Source organism: Caballeronia sp. GACF4, from assembly GCF_023631025.1.
Taxonomy (GTDB): domain Bacteria; phylum Pseudomonadota; class Gammaproteobacteria; order Burkholderiales; family Burkholderiaceae; genus Caballeronia.
Genome location: NZ_JALQDW010000037.1, coordinates 73,086 through 96,775 on the forward strand (window position 1 = coordinate 73,086; position 23,690 = coordinate 96,775).

General features: G+C 57.4%; 21 protein-coding genes and 1 pseudogene. 7 read left to right on the forward strand and 15 right to left on the reverse strand.

Annotation, left to right across the window (positions count from 1 at the left end):
* Window positions 1–29: 29 nt before the first annotated feature.
* The 3 genes from mobF to NCR40_RS29145 are packed head-to-tail and all read right to left on the reverse strand — an operon-like array spanning window position 30 to window position 4,958.
* Complete coding sequence (gene mobF, locus NCR40_RS29135) at window positions 30–3,047, reverse strand: MobF family relaxase (protein ID WP_250511528.1); 3,018 nt, start codon at window positions 3,045–3,047, stop codon at window positions 30–32.
* On the reverse strand, window positions 3,047–4,603 hold the full coding sequence (locus NCR40_RS29140) for a type IV secretion system DNA-binding domain-containing protein (protein ID WP_250511529.1): 1,557 nt from the start codon (window positions 4,601–4,603) through the stop codon (window positions 3,047–3,049). Before NCR40_RS29140 ends, mobF begins: the two co-directional genes overlap by 1 nt.
* The gene (locus tag NCR40_RS29145) at window positions 4,596–4,958 is read right to left on the reverse strand and encodes a hypothetical protein (protein ID WP_250511530.1); all 363 of its coding nucleotides are present in this window, start codon (window positions 4,956–4,958) and stop codon (window positions 4,596–4,598) included. The genes NCR40_RS29140 and NCR40_RS29145 overlap by 8 nt, the downstream gene beginning before the upstream one ends.
* A 448-nt stretch (window positions 4,959–5,406) precedes the next feature.
* On the opposite strand from NCR40_RS29145, the gene NCR40_RS29150 reads away from it, so the two are divergent.
* From NCR40_RS29150 to stbC, 3 genes are read left to right on the forward strand one after another with little or no spacing between them, the layout of a single operon-like run.
* Entirely contained in the window at window positions 5,407–5,817 is a 411-nt protein-coding gene (locus NCR40_RS29150; protein ID WP_250511531.1) for a hypothetical protein, read from the forward strand.
* Window positions 5,818–5,825: 8 nt separating this feature from the next.
* Entirely contained in the window at window positions 5,826–6,530 is a 705-nt protein-coding gene (stbB, locus tag NCR40_RS29155; protein ID WP_250511532.1) for a StbB family protein, read from the forward strand.
* Window positions 6,530–6,919: a plasmid stabilization protein StbC gene (gene stbC / locus NCR40_RS29160; protein ID WP_250511533.1), complete on the forward strand. Its 390-nt coding sequence runs from the start codon at window positions 6,530–6,532 to the stop codon at window positions 6,917–6,919. The genes stbB and stbC overlap by 1 nt, the downstream gene beginning before the upstream one ends.
* Window positions 6,920–7,012: 93 nt before the next feature.
* Here the strand turns inward: stbC and NCR40_RS29165 are convergent, their stop codons facing one another.
* The 4 genes from NCR40_RS29165 to NCR40_RS29180 form a co-directional block, all read right to left on the reverse strand.
* Window positions 7,013–7,303, reverse strand: a complete 291-nt coding sequence (locus NCR40_RS29165; RefSeq protein ID WP_250511534.1) for a TrfB-related DNA-binding protein — start codon at window positions 7,301–7,303, stop codon at window positions 7,013–7,015.
* Between the two features lie 137 nt (window positions 7,304–7,440).
* A complete protein-coding gene (locus NCR40_RS29170) occupies window positions 7,441–7,860 on the reverse strand; it encodes a glycosyltransferase family protein (RefSeq protein ID WP_250511535.1) in 420 nt (139 codons plus the stop codon).
* 65 nt (window positions 7,861–7,925) lie between these two features.
* Entirely contained in the window at window positions 7,926–8,753 is an 828-nt protein-coding gene (locus NCR40_RS29175) for a DUF932 domain-containing protein (protein ID WP_250511536.1), read from the reverse strand.
* A gap of 811 nt (window positions 8,754–9,564) precedes the next feature.
* Complete coding sequence (locus NCR40_RS29180; protein WP_250511537.1) at window positions 9,565–9,837, reverse strand: hypothetical protein; 273 nt, start codon at window positions 9,835–9,837, stop codon at window positions 9,565–9,567.
* 422 nt (window positions 9,838–10,259) lie between these two features.
* Here NCR40_RS29180 and NCR40_RS29185 point away from each other — a divergent pair.
* A pseudogene (locus tag NCR40_RS29185) lies at window positions 10,260–12,241 on the forward strand (error-prone DNA polymerase); the annotation flags it as partial.
* A gap of 32 nt (window positions 12,242–12,273) precedes the next feature.
* On the opposite strand, the gene NCR40_RS29190 reads toward NCR40_RS29185, so the two are convergent.
* From NCR40_RS29190 to NCR40_RS29210, 5 genes are all read right to left on the reverse strand, one after another.
* Window positions 12,274–13,431 (reverse strand): PIN domain-containing protein, encoded by a 1,158-nt coding sequence (locus tag NCR40_RS29190; RefSeq protein WP_250511538.1) that lies wholly within the window; start codon window positions 13,429–13,431, stop codon window positions 12,274–12,276.
* Window positions 13,432–13,546: 115 nt separating this feature from the next.
* Entirely contained in the window at window positions 13,547–14,446 is a 900-nt protein-coding gene (locus NCR40_RS29195) for an ImmA/IrrE family metallo-endopeptidase (RefSeq protein ID WP_250511539.1), read from the reverse strand.
* A gap of 8 nt (window positions 14,447–14,454) precedes the next feature.
* The gene (locus NCR40_RS29200) at window positions 14,455–14,934 is read right to left on the reverse strand and encodes a helix-turn-helix domain-containing protein (RefSeq protein WP_250511540.1); all 480 of its coding nucleotides are present in this window, start codon (window positions 14,932–14,934) and stop codon (window positions 14,455–14,457) included.
* A 25-nt stretch (window positions 14,935–14,959) separates the two neighbouring features.
* Entirely contained in the window at window positions 14,960–15,577 is a 618-nt protein-coding gene (locus tag NCR40_RS29205) for a hypothetical protein (protein ID WP_250511541.1), read from the reverse strand.
* A gap of 6 nt (window positions 15,578–15,583) precedes the next feature.
* Window positions 15,584–15,820: a transcriptional regulator gene (locus tag NCR40_RS29210; RefSeq protein ID WP_250511542.1), complete on the reverse strand. Its 237-nt coding sequence runs from the start codon at window positions 15,818–15,820 to the stop codon at window positions 15,584–15,586.
* Window positions 15,821–16,039: 219 nt separating this feature from the next.
* On the opposite strand from NCR40_RS29210, the gene NCR40_RS29215 reads away from it, so the two are divergent.
* The 3 genes from NCR40_RS29215 to NCR40_RS29225 are packed head-to-tail and all read left to right on the forward strand — an operon-like array spanning window position 16,040 to window position 18,863.
* Complete coding sequence (locus tag NCR40_RS29215; protein ID WP_250511543.1) at window positions 16,040–17,143, forward strand: multiubiquitin domain-containing protein; 1,104 nt, start codon at window positions 16,040–16,042, stop codon at window positions 17,141–17,143.
* Window positions 17,140–18,537: a ThiF family adenylyltransferase gene (locus tag NCR40_RS29220; protein ID WP_250511544.1), complete on the forward strand. Its 1,398-nt coding sequence runs from the start codon at window positions 17,140–17,142 to the stop codon at window positions 18,535–18,537. The genes NCR40_RS29215 and NCR40_RS29220 overlap by 4 nt, the downstream gene beginning before the upstream one ends.
* Complete coding sequence (locus NCR40_RS29225; RefSeq protein ID WP_250511545.1) at window positions 18,534–18,863, forward strand: ubiquitination-like system serine protease family protein; 330 nt, start codon at window positions 18,534–18,536, stop codon at window positions 18,861–18,863. Before NCR40_RS29220 ends, NCR40_RS29225 begins: the two co-directional genes overlap by 4 nt.
* 149 nt (window positions 18,864–19,012) lie before the next feature.
* Here the strand turns inward: NCR40_RS29225 and NCR40_RS29230 are convergent, their stop codons facing one another.
* The 3 genes from NCR40_RS29230 to NCR40_RS29240 all read right to left on the reverse strand — a co-directional run bounded on the left by NCR40_RS29230 (window position 19,013) and on the right by NCR40_RS29240 (window position 22,692).
* The gene (locus tag NCR40_RS29230; RefSeq protein WP_250511546.1) at window positions 19,013–19,747 is read right to left on the reverse strand and encodes a TIGR02391 family protein; all 735 of its coding nucleotides are present in this window, start codon (window positions 19,745–19,747) and stop codon (window positions 19,013–19,015) included.
* Window positions 19,748–19,946: 199 nt separating this feature from the next.
* Window positions 19,947–21,944: a site-specific integrase gene (locus NCR40_RS29235; RefSeq protein WP_250511547.1), complete on the reverse strand. Its 1,998-nt coding sequence runs from the start codon at window positions 21,942–21,944 to the stop codon at window positions 19,947–19,949.
* Window positions 21,937–22,692, reverse strand: a complete 756-nt coding sequence (locus tag NCR40_RS29240; RefSeq protein ID WP_250511548.1) for a hypothetical protein — start codon at window positions 22,690–22,692, stop codon at window positions 21,937–21,939. The genes NCR40_RS29235 and NCR40_RS29240 overlap by 8 nt, the downstream gene beginning before the upstream one ends.
* Between the last annotated feature and the right edge of the window lie 998 nt (window positions 22,693–23,690).

The window sequence follows — 23,690 nt, forward strand, 5'->3', positions numbered from 1 at the left end:
ACCTCCAGAAGGTCAAAACCGGGTTCGTTTCACTGACCGATACCCATGTCCGGACCAACCGCAGCTTTCTCTTTAGCTCGGATCTTTTGACCTTCAATCGGCGGACCGCTTTTTCCGTGCCCTTGCTCAATCCAGTGCTTGAGCTGGTTGAGTTCAAGCGCAGCTGTCTTAGTCGCTTCTCGTAACACAGCGCTAGGCAACCGCGCACGGTTGTCGGTGAATATCTCTGCCTCGTATCTGGCGCGCGAGACTGCGACGTAGTAGACATCTTTCGCGGTGGTTAGGGATCGCGTATCGAGGTTGATCAGCACCTTGTCGCTCGTTAGACCTTGAGCACTGTGGACGGTCGAAGCGTAGGCGAGCGCCGCATACATGGCGCGCGTCGCATCGAGCTTGATGGACCGCCCATGCGACTCAACAACGATCTCCGTCTCTCGAACTTCCCGGACCGTCAGTCGATCACCATTCGCAAGATCCCGATCCTTGTCGTTGCGCGTGACTTTGATCTGATCGCCCACCGCCACCTCGATACGCTCGGGTCGATAGACGGATAGCTGCGTGGTCTGGGCTGGCGAGAACGTCAACACTGCGCCGTCCGGTACGCGGACGGTGAGCCGATTTCCTGGTCCCGTGTCCAGCACCTCGTATTGCTCGCCGCGGCGCAGACCGATGGCATAGTCGCGCTCTGGAATGATGACGGCGCCCTTCTCATAGTATTTGCTGTGTCGCCGCTCGGCCTGCGTCGTATCGAGCCGGTCGAGTAGCGTGTACTCGCGACCGGTTCCCTTCAACCCTAGCGCCTGCTGTATCCCCTCGTTGATCGCCTTGCGACTCTGGTTCGTGCCGGTGATCACGAGCGTCTGTGAGCGTTCTACCGGCGACAGGTCAGCGTAGGTCTTTACGATCTGAGCATAGCGGTCGGGCGCTTCCTTTACTTCGTGGATCCGCGTCACGTGTGCGAGCGAGTCGGCAGTCTTGCCCACTGCGGCGAGCTCAACCGCCTTCAACAACTCGGGTTCTTTCTGACGCTGGATCGTCCGAATCTCGGTCGATTGCATGCCCGCTTTCAGCAGCTGTTCGAACGGCTTGCCAGCTTCGATCGCCTTGGTCTGCGCCGTGTCTCCCAGAAAGACGACGCGCGCATGATACGCCTCAACAATCTTCATCGTTTCGAGCATCTGACGAGCCGGGATGACGCCGGCTTCATCCACGAAGATGACCGTGCCGCTGTTGAGCTTCTTGTTTTTGGCTTTGAGAAACGACTGAAGCGTGCGTGCCTCGATCCCCTCCGACTCGAGTGCCTTCTTCTGGCTGCCGTACGGCGCGAGCGCGACCACCGAGTAACCTTGCTGCTCAAGCAGCTCTTTCGCCGCCCTGGTCATGTAGCTTTTCCCGACACCTGCGAAGCCGGGCACCGCCATGAATCGTTTAGTCGAATCTGCGATACGCGCGACCGCTCGCGCCTGCTCGACGTTCAGCCCTGCGCGCTCGACCGTCTGGGTGCGTGTCGCCAGATAAGCGTCAATCTGCTGCGCCGTGATGCGCGAGGCGACCGCCCCGCGCCCCGCCGACTCGAGTGCCAAGATGTCGCGCTCGCGCCGCTGAGCGATGTGCGTTGTGTAGCGCGCCCCGATCCTCTCCAGTCGTCCTTGCGCAATGCCGGCGTCGACCAGCGCCCGCGCCTGTTCGCGGGTCCGTCCACCCCGGGTGCCTTCACCCTCGCCCTGGTCACCCATCAACTGAGCGATCCATTTCTCGCGCGGCATCGCAGGTCCCGTCGGCCCCGTCGATGCCGTCTTATCGGCCGCACGCTCGGCCGGATTCAGCGATTGATAGAGGGCCTCCTCTCGGACGAGATGTCCGCTGCGCTGCGCGCGGTCGATCGCGGCGCGAATGTCGGTCGCACTCAGCCGCCCGTAGCCGTGCCTGAGCGCGACCCCAAGTAGCTGTTCGCGCGTGACGATCGCCTGCCGCTCAGTCAAACTCTGGATCGCGAATTTCACGGTTTGGTCGGCGTGAAAGACGAGCGGCTGGTCGATCTGTGGCGGTCGGCCCGAATGGGGTTCATTGCCTGATTCATTGCCTGATTCTTTGCCTAATCGATCGCGCAATCCGCTGTCCGGTGAGCTGGCTGGGCCGTCATTCCCCACGCCGGCCCATTCACGGCGATCGAAATCGATCCCGAGTTCTTTGGCACGCGCAAGCCAGGACTCGCGCACGTCATCCCGATTGATGACGCTCTTTCGCTCGCGGGTTTGCATCGCAGCGAGATCGCGCTGCTCCGGGGTGGCGCTCTCGCGAGTCAAGCCCCATTCAGCCAGCTTCGCGTCGATCTGGTTGCGCCTTGCGCTGAACTCGGTGATCTGGTGCTCTGTAAAATGCGCGAGATCGAAGGTGCCCTTGCGCTCGAACTTCAGTTTGAAGCCTTGCAACTCGAGCGCCTTCGCGAGCTCTGCTTTGTAGACGTTCCCGAGGTGGCTCAGCGAATTGACGATGCCGTCATTCACCAGCGCACGCCATTCGCCGTTCGCACGTTGGGTCATGTTGAGCACGAAAGCATGCGTGTGCAGATCCGGGTCTACTTCGCGCGACGTCTCATGCCGGAAGGTTGCCGCGACCAGTTTATGGGTGTGCTCCACGCTCGTCTTACCGTTGGACGTGGAGCGGGCCGCGGCCAGCATCTCGGCCTCGCGCAAGGCAGCGGCCACCGCACTATCGTGCGCCGCAATGATCCGCGCGTCACCGTGTACGAGCGCCTGCAGCGAGACGCCCTTAGGGGCTGAGAACGTTAGGTCGTAACCCAGCCGCTCCTTTCGGGCCTCCGAGGGCTTGGTTCGGCGCAATTGCGTGCGCTCATCGATCCGGCCGTCCAGCAGTTCAGCAAAGCGACTCTGCTCAACCGCTCCGGCCAACCCAAGCGCCTCCGCCCCCTTCCCATGCCACTGCATGGCGCCGCCGTCCTTTGCGTAATAATCGTCGGCGCTGTCGGCGTAGTAGCCAACGACCTTGCCGACGTTCTGGCGCTTGATCGTCGTGATGTTGAGCATCAGACCGCCCCTAAAATTTCGCCATCAGGCGACACGATCCCGGGAACGCGGCGCTTGCGCGTGTAGGTCACTGATTCGGTTTTGAAGCGAGCGATGGGCAGATCGCCCGGAAAGGCGAGATACCCTTCGAGATTCGGAAGCCGCATCAATTCAGACGCAAGCACGACCGACTCCGGCTTGATCTCCTCATTTTGGCTGTTGGTGCCTAACCCGCCGAACGCGCGGCGGCTGCGTCCCGAGCGATGACGCATGATTTCATGTTGCCCAAGGGCGCGCGACATCTTCTCAGCCGTCTTTTCGCCCATGCGGCCCACGCCCAACGCCACCATCGTGCGGTGATTGCCGAGCATGGTCTCAGCCAGGTTCTCGCCGTACACGTCCACCAGCTGCGTGTAGGTCTGGTAGCCAGAGACGACCCGCAGCCCCTTCTTTCGTCCTTTCGTTAGCGCGTCGCCCAGGGTCGGCAGGCGGGCGAGCGACTCCAGCTCGTCCAGATAGACCCAGAGCCGGCGATTCAAGTCGGCGCTCATCCCGAGCACGCTGCTAAAAATCGTGTCCGCAAAGCAGGAGATCAGCGGAACGAGCGCGGCCCGCATATTTTCGTCCCAAGTGATGAACAAGTTCCCGCCCTCCGGATCGGCGATCCAATCGCGCAATGAAAAGTCGCCATGAGGCATGTCGAGATGCGGCGGCAGCTTGTTCGACAGCACGAAGCGCGCGCTGCCGGACGCACGGCTATTTCCCGTGAAAAGCGCTTGGGCGTTGGTGCCCTCTACATAGGCTTCCAGTTCCTCAAGCGTCTTGCGATTCGTCCATTCAAAGACCTCTTCCATGGTCGGATTACGCGAGGTCGCATACACTTTTCGGGCAACCTCTGTGAATAGCAGCCGACCGTAATCATTCCACTCTTCAGATTCCACGCTACCCGATCGTTGAATGATCGACGCTGAGTAGCGCTTGAAGTCAAATTCCGCGCGAATTTCATTGAAAAACGACCAGCCTTCCGATCTCGCATCGTAGGGGTTTAAAACCTTGTCTCCATTGCGGTAAAAGGTCGAGAGAAACTCACCGTCGGGATCCAGTACCACCATTCGATCACCACGAGCGAGCGCACCTAGAATCATCTCTTTGAAGATCGTTGATTTTCCTGTCCCTGTTGACCCTCCGATGGAGACATGGGTGTTCTCTGCCGCGAGTGGGATGGGTACGCCCGCAATCGTGATTTGATGCTTTCCCTTTTCCTGCGTCTTTCTTGCCAGTTCATTTGCAGTGACGATTTCCGTTCCTCGAAAGAACTTCGAAAATGCTGCGCCTTTGAATGGTCCGTTCCCCGCTCTTGCCGCAATCACCAATCCAATCACAGCCACCACTTCGCCACCGATCAGTGCCGCCCAAAGCGGAACCAGATGGAAGGTGTTCGAGATCAGATATGGAACAACGACCCGTGCATCCTGCGGCGTAAAACCGAAGACCGCCTTTGCCGTGACAAACCAAGCGAAAAGCGGAACGAACACCAACGCAGCCATGGCGGCCTGTCGCTTTTGAATATCATCCACGATTGCTCTCCGGTGCTGGCTGCCATGAGCGAATATCCAGGCGGTCGAGCTCAGCACGCGCGCCGCGCAACTTGTCGGGTGGTAGCGCCATTCTGAGTAAGATCAATATCTCCATCAGCATGTGAGAAAAAGACTCGTTGTCATCGGAACCTGATCGACTTCGAGAATCACTCGACATCTTTGAGACGGAAAGCGTCAACTCGTCCAGTTGCGCAATCAGCGCCTGTCGCTGGTCCTGGGCTTCTCCAAATAGCGCGTGCTTAATGTAATCCGACACGTTTCCCTCGTGTCGTGACGATCGTTCCTCCAACTCGATCTTCTGAGACTCGGACACACGCAGGCTGATGGTGGGCATGAGCTTACTCCGGTAATACGCTTGTCCTACACCCTAATCCTTATGCGATAGCACGTTCAAGGGGTTGTGTAGGACCCGGGTTTTACAGCATGCTTTTGGTCGGTCGGCAAAGACTGCGCTGAATCAAGTACTTATGCAATGCGAAGCATTGCGTATGGTGTATAGCCTTTAAGGGCCAGGGCGAACCGATGATTTAAGGGGAAGTCGGGAATGTTTACAGCTATTTGCGCGTCTAAATAACGTTCTTTCCCACCCTTCACGCATCGCGTGAAGGCATCTGCGCGAACAGACCGAAAGAGGACACTAAGGAGACACTTCGATTACCAATCGAAGCAACAGCGAGGACTGAATAGCACGTTTCAGGAGACAACATGCTTGCGTCAAGTCGCTGTGATCATTAAAGTGACTTCAAACCCAAGAAGACGCTACTCAACGGGAGGGATTGCCAATGCCGCTATCGCAACTCAAACCGAAAAGCGATTCGGCGGTCGTGCGCAACATGCTTGTAGAGATTGAAACCGCGTTAAGTGTCGGTGCCTCACGTGAATCGATCTGGAAGATGCTTTGCGAAGAGCAGGGACTGACACTCACGTTCGAGGGCTTCGTAAAGGCTTTGTGGCGGGCTAGAAGATATCAGGAACAGCCGACCTTGCGTCAATCGCAACCAGCAGAGTTGGAATCTCGCACATCGGCTCCGATCAGTCGCTCGACTGATCGATTTTTTCCAGACGAGGAAAATCAAGAGGCATCCGATAAGCCGCAAGACGCCGAAGCAAAGCGCAACCGCATTAAGACAACCCGTGACTTTGAACGTGTTCACAGCATGGATTTCAGTGAGTTCGACGATAAATTCAAGTGAGGTGCGAATTGAAGATTGCCGTCTTAAATTACAGCGGGAGCGTGGGCAAGACTGTCGCCGCCCATTACCTTCTCAAGCCACGCATGCCGAATGCAGCGTTCTTTTCAGTCGAGACTATCAATCAGTCCGCGAGCGATCTTGGCGCGGATCAAGTCTCACAATTGCAGGGAAAGAAGTTTGGCGAATTGCTTGAAGCACTGGTTCTGGAAGACGACGCGATCATTGATATCGGTGCCTCCAATATCGAGCCGTTCTTTGAAGCCATGTCACGGTTTTCCGATGCCGAACAGGAGTTCGATCTGTATGTGATTCCGGTGACGCCGGATCAAAAGGCTTGGCAGGAGAGTTTAAAGACCGTCGAAGCGCTTTCGAATATCGGTGTTCAACCGGCAAAAATTCGACTGTTGCCGAACAGGATTTCGTCGGAGCCGACCGGCGAAATCCCGGCCGTGTTCAATTACGTGAAGAAAATCAAGAAGGCGTGGATCGATCCGAATGCGTACCTGTTCGAGAGCGACATCTACGGCTATCTGGCAGCCAAGCGGATCGGCTTTGACCAGTTGATCGATGACGGCGCGGATTACCGGACGCTCGCCAAGTCCGAGTCCGACCCGGACGAGGCCAAGGATTTCGCGCGCATGTATCGGTGGAAGAAGCTGGCCATACCGGTGCGGAACAACCTCAACGACGCATTTTCGACCTTGGTGTCGTGATGGATCGGCCGCCGTCCAAGGAGGAGGTCCTTCTCGACTGGTTCCTTGGCGATTCGAAGGAGATCGTCGCCGACCTGAAGGTGGCGGTAGCCAACGCTCAAAGCGTGCGGGATGGGATTGTCACGGCAAAGAGCGAACTGGATTTAACGGTCCAGGCAGCGACGCGAGAATTGGTGGCGGCCCACCGCGAATTGGCGCAGACACTTCGCGATGTAAAGTGCAGCAACGCAGACGCGGCGCGATCTGTCGCCGCAACGAGTCAAGGTGCAGTCTCGGCGGGCGTGCGGCGGTCGATTCCCCTGCTGGTGGTGTGTTGTGGGGTGACCGCGACAATCGGGGCCACCCTCGGCGCGGCGGTCGCTATCCTGCTTGTCCGGCATCTCGTCTAGAACGGTACGGCAGTTTGGCAGCGACGCTGACAAGAAATTGATGTGGGCCGGAGCGACGCGCGTCGGGTCGTCTCGGCGCAGTGTACTTCTCGGTTAGTCTGGTTGCTTGATGCGCGCCTTCGCCTCTTCGGCCATCTGCCGAACTTGTGTGGCAAGTTCAGGTGGCAGCCACACCTCGACCTGCACCCAATTCGCCGGGTATTCTTGCGACACGGCCAGCACCGATTTAATCACTGCGCCGACGCGCTGTTTCGTCAATCCGCTATCATTCGCGGCTTCAGTCTGCGAGATGCCATCGACCAATACGCGACGCGCAACTTCAACGTTGCCGACCGTCATGCGTTTTAGACGGGGCATGAGTGACTTAAAATCCTTCGCGGTCATCCTCTCTCCTGCCATGTTTGCGCCCCCATCTGAATGCGTTAATTCGGAGCTAGATTATCAGCTTGGGTCAATAGCGGTCAATAGATGCCAAAAGCCCGCCGCACGGCCTTCTGCGTGCGGCGCGCTGTCTTCTCGCATCAGTGGTGCTGGATCTTCTGCGCGATCAGTGGATGAGGGAGCGTGGCGACACCACGGAAACGCCAGTAGCGCGACCCTTTTCGGGCATAGATAAAGGTGACGTTTCCCTCGACGGGTTCGCTACCTTTGAACGATTCGACGCCATCGCCCAGTTGCCAGACAAGCGGCGGCCAGGGGCCGGACATGGCTGCGTGATATTCGGCCTCGGTGATTTCCTCCGGGTGAGTCGATAATGCGCGCTCCTGCTGCTCGATGAAGGAACCCTCCTCACCGATCACCACGCCCGGATAGCGCTGCGCGAGCTGGTCGAGCGTTTCGCGTGTCCAGTTCGTCACGTAAGTGACGGTTGGGCCGTCCGTCAGTTCCAACGCATAATCAATCGCAGTCGGCTCGCCCGGAATATAAAAGACCTTGCTCATGGTGTTCTCTCCATGTGTCCGAGGGAACTACCGGGCGGCTGCATTCGCCCGGTAGCCTATCCGCGTTAGCCGATCATCTTGCGCATCTCATCGGCGAGAACCCACAAAGCCCGATTCAGTTTGACGTTCTGGTCGATGCCGCTGACCGCTCGGGTGGTCGTCGTGCGGCCCGTCGCGCTGCGTCCGCGCAGCCCGCCCTTCACCATGTTTTCTTGCACCCGGTTAAAGGTCGTCCACAGGTCCGACCCACCATCCTCCGTGCGGCGGGGGCGGAGAATCTGCGTTTCCGTTACGGGTGCAGCGGCGTCTTCCGTGTCGTACTTCAAATCAAGGGCCGCGCGCGCAAAGGCGTTTTGTGCGCCGGTGTCGAGCGTTACGCCTTGCATGCCTTCTCGTTGCTCGTCCACGACCTCGAAGTTGTCGAGCACACGAAATGCGCCTTCGATGACTTCGCCAACAACGTCACCCTTATGCGGGACGCGTACCTCTCCGACGTTCGTGCCGCACACCATGCCGTTGCAGCAGACGAAGCGGAACATACCGGCGAGCATTTGATAGCTGCTCGTTCCATCGTGGCTGTTCAACAGGATGATTTCGTTCGCTTCCTTTCCGCTGATCTGGTCGGCATGGCGAAGGCGAATCATGTGCTTGGTGAAATCGCGCTTGTCGTCGTTGCGCACGCGGGTCTGCGCGACCATGAAGGGCTGGAAGCCTTCGCGGCGCAGGCCGTTGAGCACATCGATTGTCGGAATATAGGTGTAGCGCTTCGAGCGGCTTTCGTGCTTCTCAGCAGCGAAAATCGACGGCGCGATGCTTTGGATTTGGTCGTCCGTCAGGGGGATTTCCGAACGGAGAAGCGGCGCGTTATAACCGAACTTGGATGCGAGCTGCATTTACAGTACTCCTAAATTGCGGTGTTGTGAAACGTCCGGGAGCGGTTGCCGCCGCTTGATTCCCGGTATCGAGACGCTGTGCTGATTAGCGTGTCGATGTATGTATGATAGGACGAAACCTGCCAAAAGTCAATACATGTAAATACAAATACTTATTGTGTTTACCGTCTGATGTCGATGAGTTTGCTTTCAAGGTCCTGCCCCGAGGACGAGTGAGGGAGCGGATCGTTCATTTCAGACGGGCGCGTAAGCGCCTGTCTCACTTCCTCCGGCGTAAAGCACGCGAGGACGCCCGTTGGTTCTGCTCGTCGGAGTCGGTCGGTCGCGGTAAGCCCGTTCTGCTGCGCGCGCCGGCGCGGTCAAGGGAACGTGGAATACCGCAGGCCGCGCAGCGGTCGAGGATATGCCGCGCAAGTCCCTTGACCGGGGAAGCCGGGGCGCGTGGCAGATTCAAGGGCGTGAGCGACTGGCCGACTCCGACGAGCAGATACGCCCGACAACCTGTGCGACACAAGCAGCAACACCCATTGACTAGCGACAGCGTGCGCAGCGCCGCCAGGCGCAAAAGTCGGTGTTTCACTTGGTGTTTCGCAAGCTCGTCGATATAATGAGACGAGTTGGATCCCGTTCTACTCCTGCGGTGTTGGACGGAAAGGCTCGAAGCGTTGCCGCGCTCCGAGCCTTTTGTTTTTTATCGATGACCCTGAGGACTGAACGGCCATGAGACCGCTCGTCCCTCAGTACGTCTGGGCAGTCGTTAATCTTCTTCCCCTCTGATTTCTTCGCGTTCACACCCCGCTTGTTCGTTTGGTTAGTCCGGGTCGTCTTGGTCAGAATTCACCTCGTTAGCCTCGGCAGACGCAAAGCTGCAATCTCCCGGCACCTCGCGATTGACCAATACTTCCGGAAGCCAGCCGGTCTCGGACAACAAGCGCTCGGCCATCGATGCGGCCTCCTGCTTCTTATTCGATGCGAGCGGTGCCGCAGCATCTGCCGATACGGCGACAGTCACGACTTCCGAGATTCGACCTTTCGAGACGTGATTCAAGTAACTGGCTTGCGTGGCCTTCCAGTACTTCGTCATGTCGAGATTCAACACGTCGCTTAGGGCGTTCGCCGCAACCGTTGGACGTGTTTCGTGATGATGGCATGAGCATTGAGCAGGTGATCGCACTCGCGCTGACCGATGATCATGAATTGCAAGACCGGCTGTGGTTCGACGCTCCGCAGCCGTGGTTACGTGAACCGCACCAGCTACGCGCCGCGATCACGAACGAGGAGGTCGAGGTTCGCAACAATCCACTTGTCGGGTTTGTGACGCTTGCTGCCTATGATGCCGCCGGTGGCTTTGTGCGCCGGGACCTGTTCAGCGACGATGAAAACGCCGGATACATTGCCGACGCCGCATTGTTGCAGCAGCTTGCGACCGACCGCCTGATCGAGGTGGCGCAGACCATCAGCGGCGAGGGCTGGAAGTGGGTCGAAACCCGAGTCAAGCGCGACTACCGCGAGCCGCCTGATATCGATGTGGACTTCGAGCATCAGCGGCGCGAAGAAGTCATCCAGTACATCTATCGCAAGTATGGACGGGATCGCGCGGCGATTGCGGCAGCGGTATCCACATACCGGCCGCGCGGCGCATTGCGCGAAACCGGCAAAGCGCTCGTATCGATCCGCAGATCGTCGACAAGGTCGCAAAGAGCCACCAGTGGTTAGATCACTCACAAGACTTGTTGCGCCGGTTCGAAGAGAGCGGACTCGATCCGGAGAACCCGCTCATCCGAATGTGGGCGAAGCTGGCTGCGCAGATCCTCGATTTTCCACGTCATCTGTCGCAGCACTCGGGCGGCTTCGTGATCAGCCGCGGCAAGCTCACGCGGCTCGTACCGGTGGAGAACGCAGCGATGGCGGATCGGAGCGCGATTCAGTGGGACAAGGATGACCTCGAAGCACTCGGTCTGCTGAAGATCGACGTGCTCGCGCTCGGCATGCTGTCAGCTATTCGCCGCACGCTCGATATCGTTTCCAAACAGCGCGGCGAGCGCTTTGAGATGCAGGACATTTCACCCGAAGATCCCGTGACCTACGAGATGATCTCGCAGGCAGATACGGTGGGCGTGTTCCAGATCGAATCGCGCGCGCAGATGAGCATGCTGCCGCGTATGCAACCGCGGACCTTCTACGACCTCGTGATTGAAGTCGCCATCGTGCGTCCCGGTCCGATTCAGGGCGGCGCAGTCCATCCGTATCTGCGCCGACGGCAAAAAATCGAGCCCGTTTCGTATCCAAGCCCGGAACTTGAGATTGCACTGAGCCGCACGCTTGGCGTGTCGATCTTTCAGGAGCAGGTGATGCAGGTCGCCATTCTCGCCGCCGGCTTCACGCCAGGCGAAGCCGACCAGCTTCGCCGGGCGATGGCGGCATGGAAACGCAAGGGCGGCCTGGAAAAGTACTATGACCGCATCGTCAATGGGATGAAGGAACGCGGCTACGATCAGTCCTTCGCCGAGGCCATCTTCAAGCAGATTAAGGGCTTCGGTGAGTACGGTTTCCCGGAGAGTCACGCGGCAAGTTTTGCGCTTCTGGTCTATGCGAGCAGTTGGCTCAAGTGCCATGACCCTGCAGCGTTTCTCGCTGCAATGCTGAACAGCCAGCCGATGGGCTTTTATTCGCCCTCACAGCTCGTACAAGACGCGAAGCGTCACGGCGTCAAAGTCGCCTCGATCGATGTCACCATCAGCGGCTGGGATTCAGTCCTTGAACGCCAGCCCGATGAAGCATCGACGGTCGTTCGTCTCGGACTATCGTTGCTCAAGGGCATGCGGGACGGCGCCGCTGAGAGCATCGAAAACGCGCGCGCTGTAAAAGCGTTCGAGAGCGTCAGTGATCTTGCGCGGCGCGCTCAGCTCGATCGCCACGATCTGCAGGTCCTGGCGGCCGCCAACGCCCTACATTCGCTCGCGGGCAATCGACGCGAAGCGCTTTGGCAATCCGTTGCCGCCGTGCCCGATCGGGATCTTCTCTCCGATAGTCGAATCGACGACGAAACGCCGGCGCTCGGTTCACCATCGGAAGCCGACGACATTGTGAGCGACTACAACTCGACGGGGCTGACGCTCGGCCGGCATCCATTGTCACTCTTGCGCCCGACACTCCTCCAGCAGCGACTTATGCCGGCCTCGACGCTGCGCACTTATCGAAATGGACGGCTGGCGCGGGGATGCGGTCTTGTAACAGTGCGGCAAAGGCCAGGGACGGCCAAGGGCGTCATGTTCGTGACGCTCGAAGATGAGACCGGCAATGTGAACGTCATCATCTGGCCATCGCTATTGGAGAGGCATCGAAAGGAAGCCCTCGGTGCATCTCTACTCGCCGTCTATGGGACATGGCAGTGTGAAGGCGAGGTTCGGCACCTTGTAGCGCAACGCCTTATCGACATGTCTCATCTACTCGGCGGCCTGACTACTATCAGCCGAAATTTTTGTTGAGTAGTTTCTATGAGTCGATTTCGTAGACCATTTCAAATGATTTCGGCCGTGGATATATTCAGTTCTACTGTAATCGTTTCACAGACACCATTCGACACGTCAACAAGCTGATCAGCGATCTCTGCTGCCCTCATAGATGCATCGACATTGATCTCAATATCGCCGATCAAGTTGACTTTCCTTACCTCTTCCAAATCACATATACCATCTCCGTTCATGCTTGTCTCCCGAACACTTTCATTGCGCGGGGGCAGAAGAGCTAGATAGTCGGAATAGTCGGCACAGAAATGGATTTCAGCAGTCGTCCGCAACTGTAGTGGAATTGAGAAACGGCCGTCCTCTAAAAAAATCACTTCGCCGAAGGAAAGCTCCTCGATATCTGTGGCGCTCGCATAGTTGACGGAGACACCAAAACTGTCGATTTTCAAGCGGTGCTTTCCGTGCACTTCGCCATCTTCGACATACACGTCGCGGAACTGTTCAGTAGCTCTTCTAAGAAAATCCGAAAGGGCCCCACGGAAGTCTGCTCTTGCGAACAGTTCTTTCAACTCCACGACATTCGCTAGCTGTTGATCGAGCTCGGTAATGCAATCTTTTATCTGGTCGACGGCAAAGAAAGCCGACAGGTCCTCGGTTACCTCGATCTTCTCGATTGACGACAGATGGTTTTTGAGGACCCCGTCTTTGACTACGACATATGTATATGGTTGTTCCGATGCAAGCCTCGCGATGCAGGCGCTGATCACCGCATCAGGGATGTCGTCGCGGGCCTTTGGCCTCCGATATGGCCCAGTACCAGAGAAGTATCCATCAAATAACTGTTCGATACTCTGCGTATTGAACGGAATTAGAATGCATTTTGTCGATTGCTCCCACTCCTTGAAGTCAGCCTCGATGGCTTCATCAATCTTTAGATCCAGCGTTTCTAAGGTTAGCTGGACGTCTTGCACGGAGTTGTGAAAACCAGTCTTGTTTCCGACCTTCTTGTCAGCAAGGAGAAGCCCCTTCATGGAGTCTGCAATGGCGCTGTGCGCAAGCTCGGACTTTTTACTGAGAAATTCACGCCTGACAAGTTCTGGAACATACACTTGGACAAGCCCCGCGATCGCCAACCGCCCCAGCAACTGCATATTCGCCGAGACGAGCCCCTCTTGATGAAGAATATTGGTATCCAACACGACGTGGAACACTGTTTGCAATCCCAAACGATTAGGTTTTGATGTGCAACTGTAAGATCCATCTCATCCCGCGAATCTTGGCGGTGAGACGAAAACAGTGGCCCGCAGCTGTTCGGAAAAATTACTTTTACGATGTGATGCACCGGCCATACGTAAGAACTTGATACGAGTTGCAGAACCCATCCAGGACAAATCTCGCAGGTTCGCCTGTCACATCAACGAGAATGTCAACTCCGTCGACAACCGGTCCTCTTCGACTCCACGATGCGTTTCGAGCAACTATCTCATAGATATGCGTTGGTCCGATATGTGGAAATCTCGACCTAAAACCTTCCGAGACGACGAGTTTTCTAACTGAATTTCCGTCCGAATCTGTTCCAATAGCGGGATGATTCGGATGATTGCTCAGTAGTCCAAACGATGCTACCATTGGATCTCGATCTTCGACGAAACGCCAGAACGTTGAGGTCAACGTGTTCCCGTAACGGCTCTGAAGACTTTTGATGCTTTTAAAGGTAGGAACGCAGTCCATAGCATCGCGCGCAAACTGATCGCCGAAAAACAATAGACGGCCTGCGCCAAAATTGGCTTCGGCCTCGATCATCGAATGACAACTCGGGTCGAGAGTTAGCTCATCGTCACCCAGCAAAAATTCACTGTGCCAGGGGACGAAGCTATGCGTGATCTCGTGTGCTTCGATCCAACGATGTTTGGCCGACGGGACTTCCTTGTCGATAAAAATCCGCCGGTCGTCAGGTAACCATAAGCCGCTCAACTTCGCCTTTTTTAACACATCGAGCATCAGACCTGGGCGCTGCAAAAGTTGCTTTCCGGCTACCTTCATTCTGTGCGCAACTTCCGCCAGAGGACCAACATCCGTAGTGGAATAGTATGTGAGGTCAAGGGAGAGAAGATCCCTTACCTGTTCAAGGCGCAGCGGTGGCTCGGGATTTCCGAGATCGCGCAATATTTTTACAACCAGCAGCTCGATGTCTCTCTGCTCTCTTTCCCCGACCAACGCCTTCACGCGCCCTCCTATTTGCTTTCTCGGAGATACTCTACGAACGCTTTAAGCAACTGCTTTTCCTCTTTGGTGAGATTGCCCAAGTCATCAGAGTGAGCCGCAAACAGCGTAGCTTTCTCGACGAACTGCTCGTCGTTCAACGCGGCAGCTCCTGCTAGCTTCATTACCTCTCTCGGGGGCAAATCGAAATGCTTTGCGATTCCAAGAATAGTGCGTGGCCGTGCTCTGTAACTGGGGTCGTGCTCAATGCTACGAATCTCCGCCTCACCGACGTCAATGGCTTTCGCCAACTCCGCAACCGTCAGATGACTGTTGCGTCGTTCGAGTCGAAGTAGTGAACCAAAAGCAAACACAGTACTACCGCTTTCCGCGCCTTCGGCTTCACGCTCCATTTCTGGGTCGAGAGGCACCCCTATCAGGTATTCCTCACCCTCCTTGGACAATACCTTCCTTCGGTACCAGTCCGCAGAGGGACGAATTCTTTCTGCCATTTCTTTCTCCGGTTCAGTAACCCATTTATGGGCTGAAGAACTCGGTGGCGCGCTCCATGGTGAGTTCGAAGTAAAGGAGGTTGGAGTAGTTTGGGTCGCGACCGAGCGACTCCATCTTCCATTGGTCTCGATAGTAGGCCTCGGCTCTCGGCAACGCGTGCAAGCCGATACGCCCACCAAACCCCTCTGCTTCACTATGAAGGATGGCCTCAGCGACGAGGACCCCACCTACTCCGCGATATAAAGGTTGGGGATTCAAGCCGGGGCGATTCCACGGAGCTGTGGACACCAAGTCGATGTAGACAAGATGCAAATTCTTTTGGGCCGGTATTCGGCAACGGCGAAGCATGTCAAGGAACATCAGCCCTTGAGTCTGACCATCGCAACGGAGTGCATACGACTCCCATTGCAGTTGACCTGAGCGCTGTTTAACCTTCTCTGGCCAAAGCCAGTGCGCATCTTCAACGTTGCGCTGTGCTATGCCTTGCCGTGTGTACTGCCCTGTGTTTTTTAAATCTGCGATTGCGGCATCCAGAACCGGCAGCCAACTTGCGGTATAGCAATCGACATCAAATCGCTCGATTGGACTGACGACCTCCGCCGGCTCTTCTTGGCCAGTCAAACGGTTCTGAAGAATAGCCATATCGCCTCACAGGAGCATGAGCTCAGCCTTTTCCTTGCTCGCTTCATTTTCGAAGAAGAGCTTCTCGCCTCGCTGCTGACGTACGTCGACAGTCTGATATAGGCGCAGCGCTTGTCGAAGGACTGCGACTTTGCTCAGGGACCGGGCGGTCGATAGGGATTCGAGTACATCCATCTCAGCGTCATTGAGAACAAGTGTTAGGGTCTTTTTGTTTGTGGTTGTGCTGCGAGCGGTCGAGTTCATGGTCAGCTCCGTCGGGTCAATTACTTGGTTTCTTCTGTTCTTTGTTGGGACTTGCCAGTACAGGGCGCAGGAACGCCCATGTTCCAAAGAATACGGATTTCCCCATCAAAATGCAATTTTTTCACCTTAAAAAACATTCAATATGTGTTTACACATCAAAAAATAAGGTGTTATGATGTGTTCCATGATGTCTTTCGGCTTAAAAAGGAGCCAAAAATCATGGATACACCCCAATCGAACCACCTCGACCACAATCACGTAATCGAAGTGGCAGGACTCGACCTCATTTTTCACGCTGCGTCGGTCCGTGACAGCACGCCTACCGGCAACCAAATCGCCAGAGCCGCCGGCTTCGCGCCGGCTGACGGAGCAACAGTTCTGTTGCTCCGTCAAGACGGCGAGCTGCAGGACATTCAGCCTGATGACTCGGTGGACCTGGCGTGCGACGGGCGTCGCTTTCTCGTCGTGGTTAGCGACCGCCTCTACCGCTTGACGATTGACGGCACTCGTTTTGATTGGCCGAGTTCGGTGATATCGGGCGGTCAGCTTCGCAAGCTCGGGAATATCGGTCCGGAAAAAGACGTTATCTACGAGCGGACCGACACGGCAGACCGCGTGTTATCGGACCAGGACCTCACTAGTCTTGAAGGTTTGGGCATCGAAGCCTTCAAAACTCGTCTGCAAACTTGGCTTCTCAACGTCCAAGGCGTCCGACTCGAATTGCACTTGCCGGAAATCACTGTCCGCGAAGCAATGTTGAAGGCCGGGTTTGATATTAATCAGCGGTGGCACATTTTCCTGAAGCTTGTCAGTCAACCTAAGGAAGAGGTGACGCTTCAAACTGTGATTGACCTTCGTCGACCGGGAATTGAGAAATTGCGGCTTACTCCCCGTGACGTCAGCAACGGTGAAGCACCAACTGTATCCCGTATGGCTTTTTCGCTGCTTCAGATCGATGAGGACTACTTAGAACGTTCCTTCAAACTTTGGGAAACGATTGTTGACGGTGGCCGTCGCTGGCTCGTCATTCATGACTTTTCCATGCCGGCGGGATACACGGTAAGCCAAGCTACCGTGGCGCTGGAAATTCCCACTAACTATCCCGCCGCTCAGATCGATATGTTTTACGTGCATCCGATCCTCTGTCTCGCAACCGGATCATCGATCGGCGCTACCGAGGTCCGCGTAACTATTGAAGACAGGGAGTTTCAGCGGTGGTCTCGCCATCGCGGCGTCGGTGCTCCGTGGCGCGCGGACACAGACAATGTCATCACGCACTTGGCGCTAGTCGAATCGGCTCTTGCGAAAGAGGTGCTGCAATGAGCGAGGCCGGGGGCACCTTAACTTTCACGGCAGAGATTCATTCGGAGGTTCGCCGTCATCTTTTCCCCGGCGATGGACTCGAAGCTGCCGCAATTTTGATCTGTTCGAAAGTGCCTGGCCCACGCCTAAAGTTCCTAACGCGCCGAGCGGTGTTAGTGCCGTATGACGCGTGTCGTGTTCGCGAGAGCGACCGCATTACATGGCCTGGCCTTTCGATTGAAGAGGCAATAGACATTGCCGAGTCAGACCGTCTCTCGCTGTTTCTCCTTCATTCGCATCCTGGAGGCCTCTTCGGCTTTTCTGAGCTGGACAACTTGAGTGATTCGCAAACGATGCCGGGCTTATTCACGGCGCTTGATTGTGGACACCATGGAAGCGCCTTGATGATCCCAAACGGTGCGGTTGCGGCTCGCATTTACACATCGGAAGGGCAACTGCAGGATTTGGATCTTGTGTCCATGGCTGCAGACGATCTCCACTATTGGTGGCGTGGCCATCCGCTTGCTCGACGGCCTAACGCATTCACGAGCGATATGACGGCGGAACTCGCGAGACTGTCTGCTTGTGTCGTCGGCGTCTCGGGGACAGGCTCTATTGTTGCCGAGCAAGTCGCACGCTTAGGGTTCGGCGGCGTGACTTTAATAGATTTCGATCATCTAGAAAAGAAGAATCTAAATCGAATTTTGAATTCGACACTGGACGACGCATCCGCAGCAACTTTAAAAGTGGATATGTTTGCGCGCGCGATTGGCGCATTTCGCGGCCCAGGGGTTGCATGCGCAATTCCCGAACAGATCTCGACTCGAGACGCGGTTCTCGCTGCCAGCCAATGCGACGTTCTTTTCTCCTGTGTCGACAGCCTCGAGGCAAGAAACATTTGCGATCTTATCGCTGCGAGTTTCTTGATTCCACTGTTCGATGTCGGTGTCGCTATTCCTACGCGCCATACAGCAGAGGGCCGGGTGATTTCAGACGCATGTGGACGAATTGACTATGTCCGCCCTGGTGGACCAACTTTAGCGGACCGCAAGGTTTACACGCCGGAATCACTTCGCGCCGAGTATATTCGCGCCGTTGCGCCAGACGAACACCGCGGTGAGGTCGAAGCAGGCTATTTAAAGGGAATCGCCGACGAAGCGCCAGCGGTGATCAGCCTTAACATGCGAGCGTCCTCGGCGGTCGTTCTCGAATTTTTGTCACGCGCGTTTCCGTATCGTCATGACGGAAACGCTCCTTTCGCACAAACACAATTCAGCATCGCTGCATCGGACGAAGATTTCCGACCGGAATCAGCTTTTGACATTAGACCCAACGCGAATCTCGCGAGGGGAGATGCTGAGCCCTTGTTGGGTATGCCTTCGCTGCGCCACCGGATTGAGAGTTCCAACAGATGATTTTCAAAAGCCTGCTGCGATGGTTGAAGGCGACACTCACCCCGGCACGAAAGATCTCAATCATCGTTGGTGATAGCCTCCCGAAAGACCTTCCGCGTCGAAACCTCGTCTTGTGCCGTGACGGGGACGAAGATTGGAGCGTCGGATTTAGATGCCCGTGTGGTTGCGGCCGGCGAATCGAACTACTGTTGATCGAGGAAGCGAAGCCAAGGTGGGACGTATCCGTAGATAAGCGCGCCCGACCTACCTTAACTCCATCAGTTTGGCTTAAGGATGGGTGCTGTTCCCACTTCTGGGTCAGAGGCGGGAAGATTGATTGGTGTTAATACACCGAAGAATCAACTTCCCGTCGACGCTGGAAGCGTATGACAGAGATCGGTGTTGTGTCGGGCTTTTCCAACGCTTCGAAAGATTTAGGGAAAGTCAATGCCGGCATTGCTGAGAAGATCGAATTGCAATACGTGACATCTCTAAATCATTCTACTCGCTGATCAAGCATCCACATCAACAAGCTCGCAAGGCTCACGAGATGTAGCGTCACCCCCTTCTCGGGATGAAGATTGCCATGGGCTTGAGGGTTTCGTATCCCCGTCATGGAGCCAGAATAAATTTGCATAAAGCCTTGCTGGATGTTCCTTCCGGACTCTGTATGGAGGTCGGCCAAAGCGATGATCGGATTCGACGGTGAAAAGGCCAGATTCATCAGCCCACTGCCGTCCGCATCCTTGTTAGCTTTTTCTTTCACGAGCCGTTTTACGGAATGATTGACCTCTTTGAAACTTGATTCGATTGCGTCCCCGTAAAACCCGCTCTCGACCCTCGGCCGGGCTAGATGTCTTATCCGAGGATGGATGAGTTGCCAGAACTCTTGGTCTGACGTTCCTTCTTCATCGAGGCTGACTTTCGCTAGACGTTGGCGTGCCTCTGGGATCAGAAATCCCTGGATCTCCTCGAGCGCGGATGGCGCGTTGCATTGAATAGGGATCAAGTTCTCTACGGCTGTAACCAGGTCTAGCCATCCAAACACGCGACAGTAGCCGAGTAAAGTTCTCACTTTGCCCGTCAGCGCGGCATCGTAGATCCCTTGGGGCTCGGCATCATCGAAATACGACTGCCAGTTGATCTCGAATTCACTCAGATCTGCCAGCGCGGCCGCGAACGCTTCTTTTCTCGTTGTCATTTCAGCCTCTAGGTCCCGCTCGCGTTTCACGTTACATCCTCATTTGGTTTCAACAACACACACAGGTAGTTGCAAGACGGCGAAGAATTAGTCATGGCTCTATCCGGTGTGTTCGCACGGACAAGCGCCGGCAACCAAGAACCTAGCACCGCGAATGAGTCAAAGGTTATCGCGTTCGAAAGAGCGAAGCAGACAAGCCGAAGCCGGTGAGGCCAGAGACTAATCACGCTCACGTCGCGGTCTTGCGAGCGGCGACGCCTGCGTAGTAGCGCGCCACTTCCTCGAGGACGCGCTGCTTCTCGGCCTGCACGTAGATGGTCGTGGTCTGCAGCGACACGTGACCGAGCACCTTTTGCACGACATCGACCGGGACATCGTCCGCGACGGATTGCGTCCCGAAGGTGTGTCGGAAGGCATGTGCGTTCACCTGGCCCAGCCGCATGCGCTCCTCGAGGTCCAGCGAATTCATCGTTTCGACAAGCGTCGTGGTCATACGGCCAATCAACCGGTTAAGCCCATCGGCGGTGTAGCCGGTTTCAGTCGTAGTCGTCGAGTCGCTCTCATCTGCATCGACGACGCGCGCTTGTCGATGGCGTCGCCGCGATGCGTCGGTCCACGGGATGATGATAGGGGCAAGGAGTGGCCCCGTCGGAACCAGACCTTCTCGCTCTGTATCACTCGCGAAATCGAAGGTGCGCGACCGGTCCTGCCAATGTGCACGCAACGCGCTGAGCGTCGCGAGGCTCACCGGCACCGTCCGTTCGCGACGCCCCTTCCCCACTATTGTCAGTTCCCACACCGGACGATCGAGCGTGCCGTACGCCGACGGCTTCAGGTCTTCACGTCGAGCAGACGCCGCTTCTTCGCGGCGCAGGCCCGAATCGCCCATGAGCAGGGTTGTCGCGCGCAGCACGCGCCATTGCGAGGCAAGCGGTTCAGCGCACCGCGCATCGAGCTCGTCGCGCAGCTTGCGCCACAGTTCGGCCGGCAAAGCGCGATCGATCTTCATCGAGTTCGCGCGTCGGACGATGGGCGGATCGTTGACCGCAACCCACGGGTTGCCTGCCAGATAGCGCACGTCGACGAGCCACGCGAACGCGCTGCGCAGCAGCCGCACCGCGTAGCGCTGCGACTCCGGCAACAGCACCGCCGAGCCATCCGCCGTTGCAATAGATTTGGATGCAGCAAAAGGACGCCACCGCGGCGAGTGGCGCGCGAAGCGCTCGCCGACGAAACGCGGATCGGGCTTTTTCAGGAAATCCTTGTAGGCCTCGCAGTCATCGACTTTTAAATCGCTCAGCGCCTTGCCGCGCAACACCACCGCCCACAACAAAAACCGCTCGAGTTCCTTGGTGTACGCGCGCAGCGTTTTCGGTTGATCCCGATAGCGATTCAGGTACGCGCGCACCGCATCGAGATCGTGCTTCGCCTGGATATAACAGAACGCTTTCGAGCGGTTTTCCCCCTCGGCACCCGACAAGGCGTGCGGCACCGCGAGCCGCTCCAGCGGCGCGAGCCGCAGGCGCGGCAACGATCCGAGCGGTCCGCGGTCCGCGTAATACTCGGGCACGACCTCAACCAGTTCATCGGCCACCAGCGGCACGCCGTCGCGCTCTTCGGAATCAACATCGATCGCAACGGTCAGCTGCAGCTTCGCCTGATGCTTGCGCAGCCAACTCACGATCGCGCGTGCCCGCCCGCGCCCGATGCGCGGAATTGAGCGCCACCAGCTCGGTCCCCGCCCATTGCAGAACGCCACCAGTTCACCGAGTGTCGCAATCCCCTCCCCTTTCAGCCGGCGCGCTATGCGCGGACGCAACCACGCACCGATCGGGTGATCCGCGTGCGGGGCGGCCGCCGCGAGTTGCGCGGCTTCGGTCACCATGCGGAAAGTCACAGCAGTCAGCAGCGGACGGCCGTGCTGTTTGATCGACGCGCGCAGATGGGTGGCGAGCGCCGCGGAGCCGTGTGCGAGCGCGAGCTGGACCAGCGAATCGAGCATCGCGTTCAGGTGCCGTTCCATCGCCGCCGGGGTCGCCGCATGCGCGTCTTCGTCCGGGTCGTAATAGGTGCGCGCAATGATCGCGGGCGCAATGCGTTGCACGAACGCACGCAGCGCGGTGAAATCCTTGGTCGTGAAGCCCCGTTCAATGGCAACAGAGGCAACCGGCGAGGCGGACGACTTGGAGGATTGCGGCGATTTGGACGTCGATTGGCGTTCAGCCATGACCGCCCTCCTTGCTATCGGAATCATCAACTCCGTTGTCGTGGTCAACGTCGTCGTGGTCACCTCGATTGTATTTCTCTCCTTCGCGGTCGGTCCCGTCGACTCCGCGACTCGGATTTTCGACGTCGCGCAACGGCGGAATCGGCTCGGCATCCGGTAGCCGCACGCGCACGCCGAGCCCGGCAAGCACCCCCTGGGTTTGCGCAAGAAACACTTCGGGCCAGGTCGCACACAGGAACTCGAATGCCATGCGCGCCTCACGCACGGCGTCGAACAACCGCCCATTCTCCGCCGCGAAGTCGGTGACATCGACATCCGCGCGGCGATCCGATACTGGCGGTGCGCCGTACATCACGCGCTGCACGAACACAACCGCACCGTGCTCGGCGATGAAGTCGATCACCGGGACGAACCGCGCGTCGATGTATAGCGCTGGCCCGTAGGTCTCCGCGAGCACGATGATGATGGCGAGTTCCATCCGGGTCGGCTTGATGGGCAGCAACGGGACGGCGTCACCGTGCGCCGTGAGCCGCGCTGCGGCCGCGGTGCGTTTCAGAGCAATCGACTCATCGACGTTGAGGACCAGGCGCGCGACCTCGACGCTAGGTTTTTCGTCCGACCAGCGTTCGGTTTGATCGTGAGGGTCGCTTGGGTGACGAGCCTCGCGCGAATCGCCCAATCGTCGTGGCCCCCCGTCTCCGCGGATACCGTCCGGATCAGCCGAATCGCCTTGAAAGTCTTGTGCCACGGGGCCCTGCCCTCTCACGCGTTTTGGATAATGACGATTTTACCCACAAAACGCTATCCCGATAACATTGCTTATCAGGCTTAGACAAAATCCGTCGATGATGCCCTGCCCTCTCCTAACTGGGCGAACAGCAGCGTGAGCGAGGCCCTACAAGACGACTCGGTGTCGCCTGGCCAACAGTTGTGCGCAGCGCAGGCTCGCGATCGACATAGCGCGCTCGAGCAATCTGCACAGCGCCCCGCCCGCTTTTCCCACGAACGTTGCTCGGGATCGGATTGCGTTGTGTGGATGGATCACGGGCGGTTCTCGTATGCGGCGCTGGCCGGCTGACCCGACTCTAACGTAGTACCAAAACAGCTCGGCTACTGGTCGTTGTTGGCGCCAGCTCAACGCTAGAGGGGGTCGTTTTGCAAGGGATTGCTACTAGACACGTCCCATTCGTGTTTCCCGTTACCTCGTTACAGGACATCACCGCCCGCGTCGTGAACGTCCAGTTTGAATACCGGGCCGCTGGGTGCGGGGGCGCAATGTGGCCTCTCCTGTCGCGCGATCCGATCCGCCGAGAGCAGGTTCTCGGCATTCAATCGCCTGTCGCCAAGCACCCAGTCGAACGGATGCGCGGCGCGGGCCGGGCTCCCGCCGTCGCGGGTCTCCCGAACGCCAGTTGGGTCCGCGCTTTCTTTCGCGCTCCCGGGCGTCGCAGCGACTTGGAAACAGCAGTTCCGGCCGGCCCGAAAATTGGGGAAAGGTGCCGAAGTGCTGCAGGGGATTGCGGATGCCCAGCTAGGGATCAAGTTGTGGCGGCGTTGGGCGGATTCGTTTCGCACGAAGCGAGGTGCGGCTTGGCGCTCGCCACAGCAATTACCGTCGCAGCCGCGGCGGCATTGATCTGCGTCACCCACCGCTTGCAATGCCTCACACCTCTCCCCTGCTGGCCGTCGGAAGCAGCTATCGTAGGCCAGAAAGCGACCGGTTCGAACGTCGTGCAGTCACCTGTG

Bases quoted from the DNA above. Each gene is read 5' to 3' on its own strand.
- mobF (WP_250511528.1), bottom strand. From the start codon at position 3,047: ATGCTCAACATCACGACGATCAAGCGCCAGAACGTCGGCAAGGTCGTT.
- NCR40_RS29145 (WP_250511530.1), bottom strand. From the start codon at position 4,958: ATGCCCACCATCAGCCTGCGTGTGTCCGAGTCTCAGAAGATCGAGTTG.
- NCR40_RS29150 (WP_250511531.1), top strand. From the start codon at position 5,407: ATGCCGCTATCGCAACTCAAACCGAAAAGCGATTCGGCGGTCGTGCGC.
- stbC (WP_250511533.1), top strand. From the start codon at position 6,530: ATGGATCGGCCGCCGTCCAAGGAGGAGGTCCTTCTCGACTGGTTCCTT.
- NCR40_RS29165 (WP_250511534.1), bottom strand. From the start codon at position 7,303: ATGACCGCGAAGGATTTTAAGTCACTCATGCCCCGTCTAAAACGCATG.
- NCR40_RS29170 (WP_250511535.1), bottom strand. From the start codon at position 7,860: ATGAGCAAGGTCTTTTATATTCCGGGCGAGCCGACTGCGATTGATTAT.
- NCR40_RS29175 (WP_250511536.1), bottom strand. From the start codon at position 8,753: ATGCAGCTCGCATCCAAGTTCGGTTATAACGCGCCGCTTCTCCGTTCG.
- NCR40_RS29180 (WP_250511537.1), bottom strand. From the start codon at position 9,837: ATGACGAAGTACTGGAAGGCCACGCAAGCCAGTTACTTGAATCACGTC.
- NCR40_RS29200 (WP_250511540.1), bottom strand. From the start codon at position 14,934: ATGGCAGAAAGAATTCGTCCCTCTGCGGACTGGTACCGAAGGAAGGTA.
- NCR40_RS29205 (WP_250511541.1), bottom strand. From the start codon at position 15,577: ATGGCTATTCTTCAGAACCGTTTGACTGGCCAAGAAGAGCCGGCGGAG.
- NCR40_RS29210 (WP_250511542.1), bottom strand. From the start codon at position 15,820: ATGAACTCGACCGCTCGCAGCACAACCACAAACAAAAAGACCCTAACA.
- NCR40_RS29215 (WP_250511543.1), top strand. From the start codon at position 16,040: ATGGATACACCCCAATCGAACCACCTCGACCACAATCACGTAATCGAA.
- NCR40_RS29220 (WP_250511544.1), top strand. From the start codon at position 17,140: ATGAGCGAGGCCGGGGGCACCTTAACTTTCACGGCAGAGATTCATTCG.
- NCR40_RS29225 (WP_250511545.1), top strand. From the start codon at position 18,534: ATGATTTTCAAAAGCCTGCTGCGATGGTTGAAGGCGACACTCACCCCG.
- NCR40_RS29235 (WP_250511547.1), bottom strand. From the start codon at position 21,944: ATGGCTGAACGCCAATCGACGTCCAAATCGCCGCAATCCTCCAAGTCG.